This is a genomic window from Pseudomonas sp. ERMR1:02 (assembly GCF_002277815.1).
In the GTDB taxonomy this organism is placed as follows: Bacteria; Pseudomonadota; Gammaproteobacteria; order Pseudomonadales; family Pseudomonadaceae; genus Aquipseudomonas.
In genome coordinates, this window is record NZ_NKJI01000005.1 from 114347 (window position 1) to 127429 (window position 13083).

At 59.6% G+C, this 13083-nt stretch carries 11 protein-coding genes; 5 read left to right on the forward strand and 6 right to left on the reverse strand.

Annotated elements, in window-relative coordinates:
* Positions 1-42: 42 nt before the first annotated feature.
* The 3 genes from gshA to CES87_RS11355 form a co-directional block, all read right to left on the reverse strand.
* The gene (gene gshA, locus CES87_RS11345; protein ID WP_128606182.1) at positions 43-1626 is read right to left on the reverse strand and encodes a glutamate--cysteine ligase; all 1584 of its coding nucleotides are present in this window, start codon (positions 1624-1626) and stop codon (positions 43-45) included.
* A gap of 200 nt (positions 1627-1826) precedes the next feature.
* Positions 1827-2210: a PaaI family thioesterase gene (locus CES87_RS11350; protein ID WP_128606183.1), complete on the reverse strand. Its 384-nt coding sequence runs from the start codon at positions 2208-2210 to the stop codon at positions 1827-1829.
* Complete coding sequence (locus tag CES87_RS11355; protein WP_128606184.1) at positions 2210-4534, reverse strand: Tex family protein; 2325 nt, start codon at positions 4532-4534, stop codon at positions 2210-2212. The genes CES87_RS11350 and CES87_RS11355 overlap by 1 nt, the downstream gene beginning before the upstream one ends.
* A 360-nt stretch (positions 4535-4894) precedes the next feature.
* Between CES87_RS11355 and ompR the strand changes: the two genes are divergently transcribed.
* Positions 4895-5635, forward strand: a complete 741-nt coding sequence (gene ompR / locus CES87_RS11360; RefSeq protein WP_020795794.1) for a two-component system response regulator OmpR — start codon at positions 4895-4897, stop codon at positions 5633-5635.
* Between the two features lie 115 nt (positions 5636-5750).
* Positions 5751-7064 carry an ATP-binding protein gene (locus CES87_RS11365; protein ID WP_128606185.1) on the forward strand — a complete coding sequence of 438 codons (1314 nt, stop codon included), beginning with the start codon at positions 5751-5753 and terminating at the stop codon, positions 7062-7064.
* A gap of 147 nt (positions 7065-7211) precedes the next feature.
* Here CES87_RS11365 and rimK read toward each other — a convergent pair whose 3' ends face one another.
* Complete coding sequence (gene rimK / locus CES87_RS11370; RefSeq protein WP_007972871.1) at positions 7212-8117, reverse strand: 30S ribosomal protein S6--L-glutamate ligase; 906 nt, start codon at positions 8115-8117, stop codon at positions 7212-7214.
* The gene (locus CES87_RS11375) at positions 8114-8575 is read right to left on the reverse strand and encodes an ATP-dependent zinc protease (protein WP_178081419.1); all 462 of its coding nucleotides are present in this window, start codon (positions 8573-8575) and stop codon (positions 8114-8116) included. Before CES87_RS11375 ends, rimK begins: the two co-directional genes overlap by 4 nt.
* 234 nt (positions 8576-8809) lie before the next feature.
* On the opposite strand from CES87_RS11375, the gene CES87_RS11385 reads away from it, so the two are divergent.
* From CES87_RS11385 to CES87_RS11400, 3 genes are all read left to right on the forward strand, one after another.
* Positions 8810-9214, forward strand: a complete 405-nt coding sequence (locus CES87_RS11385) for an RNA-binding S4 domain-containing protein (RefSeq protein ID WP_128606187.1) — start codon at positions 8810-8812, stop codon at positions 9212-9214.
* 292 nt (positions 9215-9506) lie between these two features.
* A complete protein-coding gene (hslO, locus tag CES87_RS11390) occupies positions 9507-10409 on the forward strand; it encodes an Hsp33 family molecular chaperone HslO (protein ID WP_128606188.1) in 903 nt (300 codons plus the stop codon).
* A gap of 179 nt (positions 10410-10588) precedes the next feature.
* Positions 10589-12130, forward strand: a complete 1542-nt coding sequence (locus CES87_RS11400; RefSeq protein ID WP_128606190.1) for a phosphoenolpyruvate carboxykinase — start codon at positions 10589-10591, stop codon at positions 12128-12130.
* A gap of 60 nt (positions 12131-12190) precedes the next feature.
* On the opposite strand, the gene CES87_RS11405 is transcribed toward CES87_RS11400, so the two are convergent.
* Positions 12191-13045, reverse strand: coding sequence for an EamA family transporter (locus CES87_RS11405; RefSeq protein WP_128606396.1), 855 nt, complete (start codon positions 13043-13045; stop codon positions 12191-12193).
* Positions 13046-13083 lie beyond the last annotated feature (38 nt).

Consider the following 13083-nt stretch of genomic DNA (forward strand, 5'->3'; position numbering starts at 1 on the left):
CAGAGCGTGGGAACGATCGACAGGTTATGTGTTGTGTTCGAATCAGTTACTGATCGCCAGAATGCTCGCCTGATACGACCCGACAAATACATCGAAATCGCCAACTTCGTTCTGCTCCAGCTCCACTTGCTCAGCCAGCGACGAACGCGCGCGCTCTTCAAACTTCGCCTGAGCTTCGCTGGACAGCGGCTCACTGCGGAAAAATTCAGCATGGGCCTGGCTCTGGCGCAAGGAGAACCGGGCAAAGCTCTCCTTGTGTTCGGCCATCGCAGCAAGTACCTGGGCCGATGGCGTCAGGGACGGATCCTTGACCTTGGACAGCTGTGCATCCAGCGCCCTGCTGTGGGCATCGCCACCATGGCTCTGATCCAGCAGCGCGGCCAGTGGCGCAATGTTTTCCAGCAATTGCCCGGCCCACTCTTTCAGGTCCACCGGATGGCCGTCGCGTTGCAGTTGCAGGCCTGGACGACGGCCTTCCTTGACCACGCTGAGGAAGTTCGACGTTGCGTTGCTGCAGTTGGTGTTGGTCAGCAGAGGGCTGTCGTTCAGGGCGCAGTACAGCAGGAAGGCGTCGAGGAAACGCGATTCGGTGATATCGATGCCCATCGGCAGGAACGGGTTGATATCCAGACAGCGTACTTCGACGTACTGGATGCCGCGGGCCACCAGTGCCTGGATCGGCCGCTCGCCGGAATAGGTCACACGTTTCGGGCGGATGTTGGAGTAGTACTCGTTTTCGATCTGCAGGATGTTGGTGTTGAGCTGAACCCACTCACCGTCCTTGTGCGTGCCGACCTCGACATACGGCGCATACGGCGTAGCGACCGCTTTGCGCAGGCTGTCGGTGTAGCTGGCCAGATCGTTGTAGCAAGGCGTCAGGCCGGCCTGGGCGTTGCTCTGGTAACCGAGGTCACTCATGCGCAGGCTGGTGGCGTACGGCAGATACAGGGTGTCCGGGTCCAGTTTTTCCAGCTGATGCGAGCGACCGCGCAGGAAACCGGCGTCCAGCGCCGGTGATGCACCGAACAGGTACATCAGCAGCCAGCTGTAGCGGCGGAAGTTACGGATCAGCGCGATGTAGGCCGACGATTGGTAATCGCGGTCGGTGCCGACAAAGCCTTCAGCCGCTTTGAGCAGCGGCCAGAGTTTCTCCGGCAGGGAAAAGTTGTAGTGAATCCCGGCGATGCACTGCATGGTCTTGCCGTAGCGCAGGGCCAGGCCTTTGCGGTACACGTACTTGAGCTGACCGATATTGGACGTGCCGTAATAGGCGATCGGGATATCTTCCTCGGCCGGCAACGGGCACGGCATCGACGGACTCCACAGGTACTCGTTGCCAAGCTTGCTGTAGGCAAAACGGTGAATGCTGTCCAGGCTCGCCAGTGTATCGGCAGGATCGGGCAGGGCCGGGGTGATGAACTCCAGCAGCGACTCGGAATAGTCGGTGGTGATTTGTTCGTTGGTCAGCGCGGAACCCAATTCTTCCGGGTGCGGCGTTTGCGCCAGGCGACCTTCGCTGGTCACGCGCAGGCATTCACGTTCGATGCCGTGAAGGCACTGTTCGAGCAGAGAGAGGTTAGCGCGCTCGCCGAGCAGGGCCAGGCGGCGGTTGAGAAGTTCGCTCAAGTTGGATTCCTTCACGCGTCAGTCGCCCCAATATGGGGGTGGGCAAGACGGTCTACAAGGGTGAAGTTAAAACTGGCGTTTTCGCCTGGTTTTTGTCGCCGATTGATCAAAAACTGCACAGATCCCCTGTAGGAGCGAGCATGCTCGCTCCTACAGGGAAGGGCATAGCGCCGAAATTAACTCAATTTGATGGCTTCTAGCTACAGGACAGCGAACGTGCCTTGTGCTTTTGCGACCAGTTTGTCGCCTTGCACCACATCGGCCTCGACCACCAGGGTGCGGCGGCCCGGGTGGATCACCCGGGCCGTGCACATCACCTCGCCGTCGGCGACGGCGCGGATGTAGTTGATCTTGCACTCGATGGTCGCGCTCTGCTGGTCAAAGCCGTGGGTGCTGGAGCAGGCCAACCCCATGGCAATGTCCACCAGACTGAACAAGGCCCCGCCGTGCAGCTTGCCGCCGCGATTGCGCAGTTGCGGCTCCAGCGCCAGGGCGACTTGCGCCACCCCGGTTTCCAGGCTGTGCAAGCGACAGCCCAGCAGCTTGAAGAAGGCGCTTTCGGTTAGCCCGGCCGGGATGTCCATCAGCGTTTCTTCAACTGCTTGGCGTTGGCAAACAGCGAAGCCATGGCGTTGTTGGTCGGAGCCGCTGCCGTGGTTTCCTTGCGTGGTGCTGTGTTCTGGGATTGGCGTGGCGCCGATCCAGGACGCGCGCCACGGGCACCGTCGATTTTCTCGCCCGGGGTGTCGCTCATGCGCATCGACAGGCCCACGCGTTTACGCGGAATGTCGATTTCCATGACCTTCACTTTCACCACGTCGCCGGCCTTGACCGCTTCCCGTGGATCTTTGATGAACTTCTCCGAAAGTGCAGAGATATGCACCAAACCGTCCTGATGCACGCCGATGTCGACGAAAGCACCGAAGTTGGTCACGTTAGTCACCACGCCTTCGAGGATCATCCCCAGTTCGAGGTCCTTGAGGTCTTCGACGCCTTCCTGGAACTCGGCGGTCTTGAACTCCGGACGTGGATCGCGGCCCGGCTTTTCCAGCTCTTGCAGAATGTCGGTGACGGTTGGCAGGCCGAAGGTTTCATCGGTGTACTTTTTCGGGTCCAGGCGCTTGAGGAACGCGGCGTCGCCAATCAGCGAGCGGATGTCACGGTCGGTCTCGGCAGCAATACGCTGCACCAGCGGATAGGCTTCCGGGTGCACGGCGGACGAGTCCAGCGGGTTTTCGCCGTTCATGACGCGCAGGAAACCGGCGGCCTGTTCGAAGGTTTTCTCGCCCAGACGCGCAACTTTTTTCAATGCCGCACGAGTCTTGAACGCGCCGTGCTCATCTCGATGGCTGACGATGTTCTGCGCCAGGGTTGCGTTGAGGCCGGAGATCCGCGCCAGCAGCGCCACGGAGGCGGTGTTGACGTCGACGCCGACGGCGTTCACGCAGTCCTCGACCACGGCATCCAGGCCACGGGCCAGTTTCAGCTGCGACACGTCGTGCTGGTACTGGCCGACACCGATGGATTTCGGATCGATCTTCACCAGTTCCGCCAACGGGTCTTGCAGGCGGCGGGCAATCGACACCGCACCACGGATCGACACGTCGAGGTCGGGGAACTCCTTCGAGGCCAGTTCCGACGCCGAGTAAACCGATGCGCCGGCCTCGGAGACCATGACTTTGGTCATCTTCATGGCTGGGTATTTTTTGATCAGCTCAGCGGCCAATTTATCGGTTTCGCGGCTGGCGGTGCCGTTGCCGATGGCGATCAGGTCCACCGAGTGCTTGGCGCACAGGGCGGCGAGAATGGCGAGGGTCTGATCCCACTTGTTGTGCGGCACGTGCGGATAAACCGTGGCGTGATCCAGCAGCTTACCGGTGGAGTCGACCACGGCGACCTTGCAGCCGGTACGCAGGCCCGGGTCGAGGCCTAGTGTGGCACGCGGGCCGGCCGGGGCCGACAGCAGCAAGTCGTGCAGGTTGTGGGCGAATACGTTGATTGCTTCGGTTTCCGCGCCGTCGCGCAGTTCGCCCAGCAAGTCGGTTTCCAGGTGGGTGTAAAGCTTGACCTTCCAGGTCCAGCGCACCACTTCGCCCAGCCATTTGTCGGCGGCACGGTTCTGGTTCTGGATGCCGAATTGCTGTCCGATCATGCCTTCGCACGGGTGCATGGTACCCGGCAGTTCATCACCGACTTTCAGCGCGGAGCTGAGAATGCCTTCATTGCGACCACGGAAAATCGCCAGGGCGCGGTGCGATGGCATGCTTTTCAGCGGTTCGTCGTGTTCGAAGTAGTCGCGGAACTTGGCGCCTTCCTCTTCCTTGCCGGCGATCACGCGGGCACTGAGGGTGGCTTCCTGTTTCAAGTAATTGCGCAACTTGTCCAGGAGGCCTGCGTCTTCGGCGAAGCGTTCCATCAGGATGTACTTGGCGCCCTCGAGGGCGGCTTTCACGTCGGCAACGCCTTTTTCGGCATCGACGAAGCGTGCGGCTTCTACATCCGGGGCCAGGGTCGGGTCGTTGAACAGGCCATCAGCCAGATCGCCGAGGCCGGCTTCCAGGGCGATCTGGCCCTTGGTGCGGCGCTTTTGCTTGTACGGCAGGTACAAGTCTTCGAGGCGGGTCTTGGTGTCGGCGAGCTTGATGTCGCGTTCGAGTTGCGGGGTCAGCTTGCCTTGCTCCTGAATGCTGGCAAGGATGCTGATGCGCCGTTCGTCGAGTTCTCGCAGGTAGCGCAGACGCTCTTCCAGATGACGCAGTTGGGTGTCATCGAGACTGCCGGTCACTTCTTTCCGGTAACGGGCGATGAAGGGAACAGTAGAGCCTTCATCGAGTAGCGCGACGGCCGCTTCGACCTGTTGTGGGCGTACGCCGAGTTCCTCGGCGATGCGGCTGTTGATGCTGTCCATAAAACCACCTGACAAATTGTGAAAGCAGGCTCGCAGGCGCAAGGTAAGGGCCTGGCGAGTCTGGTTGAGCGGCCTGGCCTGCGCCGCTACCTGGATCAAAAGGTATCCCGTTGACCCGTGAAATCGAACAATTACTGCCGGCGCCATGAAAATAAAAAGTGGCCACACGGTGTAACAATCAGACGTTGCCTGACACAAAAGGCCGCGCATTATACCCAGCGTTCTGTCATTCGGGGGCATCGCAGGTAACGGTAGCAAGGACCGGTTTTCTGGCGGTACAGGAAAAATCTGCTAACAATGCACACGGTGCGTATAACGGCAGCTACGCCATAATGCGCGCCGAGCTAAAAGGAGCATCCAATGAGCAGCACTGCAAACATTGCTGAAGGCGAAAAAATTCTTATTGTTGACGACGATCCGGGCCTCAGCAGCCTGCTTGAGCGTTTTTTCGTCAGCAAGGGTTACCGTGCCCGCGCCGTACCGAATACTGAACAAATGGATCGCCTGCTGGCGCGTGAAGTGTTCAACCTGGTCGTCCTCGACCTGATGCTGCCTGGCGAAGACGGCCTGACCGCCTGCCGCCGCCTGCGTGGCGCGAACAATCAGATTCCAATCATCATGCTGACTGCCAAGGGCGACGAGCTAAGCCGCATCAAGGGCCTTGAACTGGGTGCCGACGATTATCTGGCCAAACCGTTCAACCCGGACGAGCTGATGGCGCGTGTAAAAGCCGTCCTGCGTCGTCAGTCGGCTCCGGTGCCGGGCGCGCCGGGCAGCGAAGACGAAAGCGTGACCTTCGGTGACTACGAGCTATCCCTGGCCACCCGCGAACTCAAGCGCGGTGAAGAAGTACACATGCTTACCACCGGTGAGTTCGCGGTACTCAAGGCTTTGGTGATGAACGCCCGTCAGCCACTGACCCGCGACAAGCTGATGAACCTGGCCCGTGGCCGCGAATGGGATGCCCTGGAGCGTTCCATCGACGTGCAGATTTCCCGTCTGCGCCGGATGATCGAGCCTGATCCGTCCAAGCCGCGCTATATCCAGACCGTCTGGGGCGTGGGCTACGTGTTCGTTCCTGATGGCGCCGCCACCAAGTGATCGGCAATTTGTAGGAGTGGGTCGTGCGGGCGATGGGTCAGATGACCTTGCCCGCAGACTCGCGACCTGCAATATGCGAGCATCGCTCGTTCCTGCAAGTGTGTAGCGCTTATTCATGAAAACCCCGGTTTGGTTCCCCCAAAGTTTCTTCTCCCGCACCCTTTGGCTGGTGCTGATCGTCGTCCTGTTTTCCAAGGCGCTGACCCTGGTTTATCTGTTGATGAACGAAGACGTGCTGGTGGACCGCCAATACAGCCACGGCGTCGCCCTGACGCTACGCGCCTATTGGGCAGCCGACGAAAACAACCGCGACAAGATTGCAGAAGCCGCGACCCTGATCCGGGTGGTGGGCGCTGGCGTGCCGGAAGGCGAACAACATTGGCCCTACAGCGAAATCTATCAGCGGCAAATGCAGGCTGAACTGGGTGCCGACACTGAGGTGCGATTACGCATGCACTCCCCACCGGCATTGTGGGTTCGGGCACCAAGCCTGGGTGACGGCTGGCTGAAAGTGCCGCTGTATCCGCATCCGTTGCGCGGTCAGAAAATCTGGAATGTGCTTGGCTGGTTCCTGGCCATTGGCTTGCTGTCCACGGCTTCGGCGTGGATCTTTGTCAGCCAGCTCAACCAACCCTTGAAACGACTGGTCTACGCCGCGCGGCAGCTCGGCCAGGGTCGTAGCGTGCGTTTGCCGATCAGCGATACGCCGAGTGAAATGACCGAGGTTTATCGCGCCTTCAACCAGATGGCTGAAGACGTTGAGCAGGCCGGTCGCGAGCGTGAACTGATGCTGGCCGGAGTGTCCCATGACCTGCGTACGCCGCTGACCCGGTTGCGGCTGTCTCTGGAGCTGATGGGCGATCGCAACGACCTGACGGATGATATGGTCCGCGACATCGAAGACATGGATGCAATTCTCGATCAGTTCCTGGCGTTCATCCGCGACGGTCGCGATGAGTCAGTGGAGGAGGTGGACCTTAGCGATCTGGTCCGTGAAGTCGCCGCACCGTACAACCAGAGCGAAGAGAAGGTGCGCTTGCGTCTGGAGCCAATTCAGCCGTTTCCGTTACGTCGGGTATCGATGAAGCGCCTGCTGAACAATCTGATCGGTAACGCTCTGCATCACGCCGGCAGCGGGGTCGAAGTGGCGGCGTATGTGTCCGGCGATACCAGCGCGCCGTACGTGGTGCTGAGCGTCATGGACCGTGGCGCCGGGATCGATCCATCGGAGCTGGAAGCGATCTTCAACCCCTTCACCCGTGGCGACCGCGCCCGTGGCGGCAAGGGCACCGGGTTAGGGCTGGCGATCGTGAAACGGATTGCTTCGATGCATGGCGGCAATGTTGAGTTGCGCAACCGTTCCGGTGGTGGGCTGGAAGCGCGGGTGCGGTTGCCGCTGGGGTTGATGTTGCCACGGGATGCGGTTTAACTCCGAAGATCTTCGGGTGAGGCTAAAGGCCTCTTCGCGAGCAAGCCCGCTCCCACATTAGACGGAGTCGCTAGATAGGAACGCGGTCAAAATGTGGGAGCGGGCTTGCTCGCGAAGGCGGCCTCCCTGCCGCCGCCAAAATTCGGCTTAACCCTTCCCTTTGGTCCGCGTCATATTGGGCCCACCATTCTTCTCCAGATGCTCAATGATGATCCCCGCCACGTTCTTCCCTGTGGTGGTCTCAATACCTTCCAGGCCCGGCGACGAGTTCACTTCCATCACCAGCGGTCCGTGATTGGAGCGCAGGATATCCACGCCCGCCACCGCCAGCCCCATCACCTTCGCTGCGCGCAATGCGGTCATGCGTTCTTCCGGCGTGATCTTGATCAGGCTGGCGCTGCCACCGCGATGCAGGTTGGAGCGAAACTCGCCGGGTTTGGCCTGACGCTTCATTGCCGCAATCACCTTGTCGCCCACCACGAAGCAGCGAATGTCGGCACCGCCGGCCTCCTTGATGTACTCCTGAACCATGATGTTTTGCTTGAGGCCCATGAATGCCTCGATCACCGACTCCGCCGCCGTAGCGGTTTCGCAAAGCACTACGCCGATGCCCTGGGTGCCTTCCAGCACCTTGATCACCAACGGTGCGCCGTTGACCATTTCGATCAGGTCGGGAATGTCATCCGGCGAGTGGGCAAACCCGGTAACCGGCAAGCCGATCCCGCGGCGTGACAGCAGTTGCAGCGAACGTAGTTTGTCGCGTGAGCGGGCGATGGCCACCGATTCGTTGAGCGGAAAAACCCCCATCATTTCGAACTGGCGCAACACCGCGCAGCCATAAAACGTGACCGACGCACCTATCCGCGGGATCACTGCGTCAAAACCCTCCAGCGGCTTGCCGCGGTAGTGGATCTGCGGTTTGTGACTGGCGATGTTCATGTAGGCGCGCAGGGTATCGACTACCACCATTTCATGGCCGCGTTCAGTACCGGCTTCAACCAGGCGACGGGTGGAATACAGACGCGGGTTACGCGACAGCACAGCGATCTTCATGCAACACCTGTGGAGGAGGTAGATACCGGGAACACCGGCTTGTCTTGTACATACTTAATACCCGGATTGACCACCAACTGGCCGTCGATCAGGGCTTTGGAACCGAGTAGCAGGCGATAACGCATGGATTTGCGGCAGGCCAGCGTGAACTGGACCCGCCAGACCCGATCACCGAGGGCCAGGGTGGTGCTGATCACGTATCGCACCTGCGCGTGACCGTTAGAGCTTTTAATGGTTTTCATCGTCACCAGCGGTGCTTCGCAGCGGCGGTGACGCAGTTGAACCACCGTGCCAAGGTGCGCCGTGAAGCGCACCCATTGCTCGCCGTCCCGGTCGAACGTCTCGATGTCGGTGGCATGCAGGCTGGAGGTGCTGGCACCGGTGTCGATTTTTGCCCGAAGGCCCGCGACTCCCAGATCAGGGAGCGCCACCCACTCGCGCAGACCGACAACGGTCAAATGGTCAAATGTCTTCAAAATTGCTCAACCGGTAGAAACCGCGGTGGCCGCAGGCGGCCAAATTCGCGGTATTCACGCAGAATAATGGGTAAAAGGCGACAGATATCTACGGCCCGGATTTCCAGCCTCGTGGGGGAGGTTATGGAATGTCAGTATTGTAGTCCGGGACGAGGTAATTCTTGGTACGACAGAACGGTAGTACAGTTCATCAATATTTCAGAACGAGGAAATCCCATGGCACAAAAAAACGAAGAGGACGACAAAGTCCGTCTCGATAAATGGTTGTGGGCCGCGCGTTTTTATAAAACACGAGCCTTGGCCAAAGCGGCGATTGAAAGTGGCAAGGTGCATTGCCGGAGTGAACGCTGCAAACCGGGCAAGGAACCACGCATCGGTGATGAGTTCGTGATTCGAGCCGGTTTCGACGAGCGTACGGTGGTGGTTCAGGCATTGTCGATCGTGCGCCGAGGAGCGCCGGAAGCGCAAACGCTGTATGCCGAAACCGAAGCCAGCATCGCCAAGCGCGAAAATGCAGCGGCCCAACGCAAGGCAGGCGCCCTGGGCGTAAGCACCGATGGCAAACCGAGCAAAAAACAGCGGCGGGATCTGTTCAAGTTTCGTGGCAGCAGCAACGATTAACCGTCTGCGATCAGTCAGCGAATCGATATCTCTGATAGGGACAGACTTGTAATTCCCCGAATGAGCAACCATATCGGGGGGTCTCGCCACGGCGCATCGAGCGGTTAAACAGCCACTCGTCGAAAATCACCACAGCCTCTGAGTCATGAGCCATAACCAGAGGGCTGGCGCCGTCAGAGGCCTGTTCCTAAAATGCCGAACATTACCGGGCATTTTGCGCACCCAAGGGTGCTGACAAAGCGCGATTTTCACCGTTGAAACCCTATTGTTATCCATTCAGATACCCAGACTTATGACCGACCTACCGGATACCGACTTCACTCAACGCTTCATCTTCGATGACAGCGACACCCGTGGCGAGATGGTCTCGCTGGAGCTCAGCTACGCAGAAGTCCTTGCCAAACACGCCTATCCGGAGCCGGTTGCGCAACTGCTCGGAGAGCTGATGGCGGCCGCGGCGCTGCTGGTTGGCACCTTGAAGTTCGATGGGTTGCTGATCCTGCAGGCTCGATCCGAAGGCCCGATCCCGTTGCTGATGATCGAGTGCTCCAGCGAGCGCGACATCCGTGGCCTGGCCCGTTATGAGGGGGACCGGATCGCTCCCGACGCGACTCTGTCCGACCTGATGCCGGATGGTTCGCTGACATTGACCATCGACCCTAGACAGGGCCAGCGCTACCAGGGTGTCGTCGATCTCGACGGCGAAAACCTGTCCGAGTGCTTTACCAACTACTTCGTCATGTCCCAGCAGATTGGCACGCGCATCAAGCTCTGCGCCGATGGCCGTCGTGCCCGTGGCCTGTTGCTGCAGCAATTGCCCGCTGACCGTTTGAGAGACGAAGAAGAACGCGCCGCCAGTTGGCAGCACCTCACTGCACTGGGCGGTACCCTGACCGCCGATGAACTGTTGAGCCTGGACAACGAAACCGTGCTTCATCGTCTCTACCACGAAGAGCAGATACGACTGTTCGACGTGCAGAAACTGCGCTTCCGCTGCAGCTGCTCACGCGAACGTTCGGCCAATGCACTGGTCAGTCTGGGGATGGAAGACGCGCAAAATCTGGTGGTTGAGCACGGTGGCAACATCGAAATCGACTGCCAGTTCTGCAACCAGCAATACCTGTTCGACGCCGCCGATGTCACTCAGTTGTTCGCGGGTGCGGGTATCGATTCACCGTCAGATACCCGTCACTAAAACGGTTCAGCGCGGGTAAATTCACTGGTTAGTGCCGGAATAACGCCGTTACGACGGGAGGGCCCTACTCTTTTTGGGCTTTTCTGGCATAATCCGGGCCACTTTTTTCGCGGTAGTAGTGCAGGACTTTCTACTACAAAACGTTTGGAGCACTCGGCCACTGGCCGACGGGGAACCTCATGACGCAAGCCAATAACGCCGTGTACACCGATCTGAGTGTTGATGATCTGGTTAAAGAAGCCCTGAACCGCGGTGAAGGCGAGCTTGCCGATACCGGCGCACTGGTTGTTCGCACCGGTCACCGTACCGGCCGTTCGCCAGTCGATCGTTTCATCGTTGAAGAGCCGACCACCCAGGCCGCTATCGCCTGGGGTCCGATCAACCGCAAGTTCCCGGCCGACAAGTTCGATGCCCTGTGGGCTCGCGTCGAGGCCTTCAACAACGCGCAAGAACATTTCGTTTCCCACGTCCACGTAGGTGCGGCCTCCGAGCACTACCTGGCGGTGAAGATGACCACTCAGACTGCCTGGCAGAACCTGTTCGGCCGCTGCCTGTTCATCAACCCGGCCCAGTACAACCCGGCTGGCCGTGAAGAGTGGCAGGTCCTCAACGTTGCCAACTTCGAGTGCGTACCTGAGCGTGACGGCACCAACTCCGATGGCTGCGTGATCCTCAACTTCGCTCAGAAGAAAGTACTGATCGCCGGCATGCGTTACGCCGGTGAAATGAAGAAAGCCATGTTCTCGGTGCAGAACTTCTTGCTGCCGGCTGCTGATGTGCTGCCAATGCACTGCGCCGCCAACATCGGCGAAGAGGGCGACGTGACCCTGTTCTTCGGCTTGTCCGGTACTGGCAAGACCACCCTGTCCGCCGATGAAAGCCGTTACCTGATCGGTGACGACGAACACGGCTGGGGCGAAGGCGTTGTCTTCAACATCGAAGGCGGTTGCTACGCCAAGTGCATCGACTTGTCCGAGAAGAACGAGCCGGTCATCTGGAAAGCCATCAAGCACGGCGCGGTCCTGGAAAACGTCGTTATCGATGATGCCAAGCACGCCGACTACGCTGATGTCAGCCTGACCCAGAATAGCCGCGCCGCCTACCCGCTGGAGCACGTAGCCAAGCGTTCCGAGAAGAACCTCGGTGGCGAGCCGAACGCCGTGATCTTCCTGACCTGCGACCTGACCGGCGTTCTGCCGCCAGTGTCGATCCTCAACGAAGAGCAAGCGGCCTACCACTTCCTGTCCGGCTACACCGCTCTGGTGGGCTCGACTGAAATGGGTTCGGGCAGCGGCATCAAGTCGACCTTCTCCACCTGCTTCGGCGCACCGTTCTTCCCGCGTCCGGCTGGCGAATACGCAGAGCTGCTGATCAAGCGCATCCGCGGCTTTGGCTCCAAGGTTTACCTGGTCAACACCGGCTGGACCGGCGGTGGCTACGGCGTTGGCAAACGCTTCAACATTCCGACCACCCGTGGCGTGATCGCAGCGATCCAGAGCGGTGCTCTGATCGGTACCGAGACCGAGCACCTGGACACCATCAACCTCGACGTGCCACTGGCCGTACCGGGCGTTGAGACTGGCCTGCTGAACCCACGCAACACTTGGGAAGACAAAGCCGCCTACGACGAAGCCGCCAAAGCACTGGCCGGCCTGTTCATCGAGAACTTCAAGAAGTTCGAAGTGAGCGACGCGATCAAGGCTGCTGGTCCAAAGTTGTAAGTGTTGGTTTGAAGCAATGAAAAAACCGCCCTTCGAGGCGGTTTTTTTGTGCGCGACGTTTCAGGTTTTGAGGTGAAGCAAAAACGCCCCGACCAACACCAATACAACTCCCAGCACCTGCACCTTCCCCATCCGCTCCTTGAAAAACACATACCCCAGAATCGCCGCGATTCCGCCGGACAAGGTGCTGATCACCGTCACTACCGAAACCGACCCGGCCACCGCGCCCCAAGCGAATGACGAGAAACCGCCGAGGTTCATCAGGCTCGCGCCGGTCAATGTCAGGCAGTTTTTCAGCGGCGGGATTTTCAGGCCGTCGTCGATCCTGAGGACGATCGCCACCAACACGATCAGGCCCACCAGATAAGCCAGCCAAAGCATCGTCACCGGCCCGAGTATTGGCAGGACGAAGTGGCCTTGCAGCCAGAAACTGGTGCCGTAGAACACGGCCGCCAGCAACGCGTAGGCAATGGAGTTGCTCGCCTGACTGGTGTGTGGCACCTTCGGGTCGGAGTGAATGCTGGAGAGGACCACGCCGATCACGCACAGCCCGATACACAACAACTGGAGCAGGCTGATCTGTTCTCCGGCGGCCCAGGACAGCAGCGTAGTCACCACGCCGTAAGAGGTCACCAGCGGTGCCACGATCGAGGCTTTGCCCAGGGCAAAGGCCTTGGACAAGGCCAGGGCGCCAGACACAGTCAAGATCGCGGCGACAACCCCGAGCAGCCATGTTTCAAGTGACGCGGCCATGGAGCGGAGAATGAATACGGGGAAGGCGATCAGCAGCAAGCTCATGATGCTGAAACCCAGCGCCTGACCGAAGTAAACGGCGCGTTTTACACCGACTGCCCGGGCGTTCAAACCCACCAGAAAATCCGTGCCGCCCCAAAGCAAGGCAGCCAGCAAACCCATCAGAACGTCCACGCAATATCCTTATAGTTGTACGCCGG

Bases quoted from the DNA above. Each gene is read 5' to 3' on its own strand.
- hslO (WP_128606188.1), top strand. From the start codon at position 9,507: ATGACCGACCTACCGGATACCGACTTCACTCAACGCTTCATCTTCGAT.
- CES87_RS11405 (WP_128606396.1), bottom strand. From the start codon at position 13,045: ATGGGTTTGCTGGCTGCCTTGCTTTGGGGCGGCACGGATTTTCTGGTG.
- CES87_RS11365 (WP_128606185.1), top strand. From the start codon at position 5,751: ATGAAAACCCCGGTTTGGTTCCCCCAAAGTTTCTTCTCCCGCACCCTT.
- CES87_RS11355 (WP_128606184.1), bottom strand. From the start codon at position 4,534: ATGGACAGCATCAACAGCCGCATCGCCGAGGAACTCGGCGTACGCCCA.
- ompR (WP_020795794.1), top strand. From the start codon at position 4,895: ATGAGCAGCACTGCAAACATTGCTGAAGGCGAAAAAATTCTTATTGTT.
- CES87_RS11385 (WP_128606187.1), top strand. From the start codon at position 8,810: ATGGCACAAAAAAACGAAGAGGACGACAAAGTCCGTCTCGATAAATGG.
- rimK (WP_007972871.1), bottom strand. From the start codon at position 8,117: ATGAAGATCGCTGTGCTGTCGCGTAACCCGCGTCTGTATTCCACCCGT.
- CES87_RS11350 (WP_128606183.1), bottom strand. From the start codon at position 2,210: ATGGACATCCCGGCCGGGCTAACCGAAAGCGCCTTCTTCAAGCTGCTG.
- CES87_RS11400 (WP_128606190.1), top strand. From the start codon at position 10,589: ATGACGCAAGCCAATAACGCCGTGTACACCGATCTGAGTGTTGATGAT.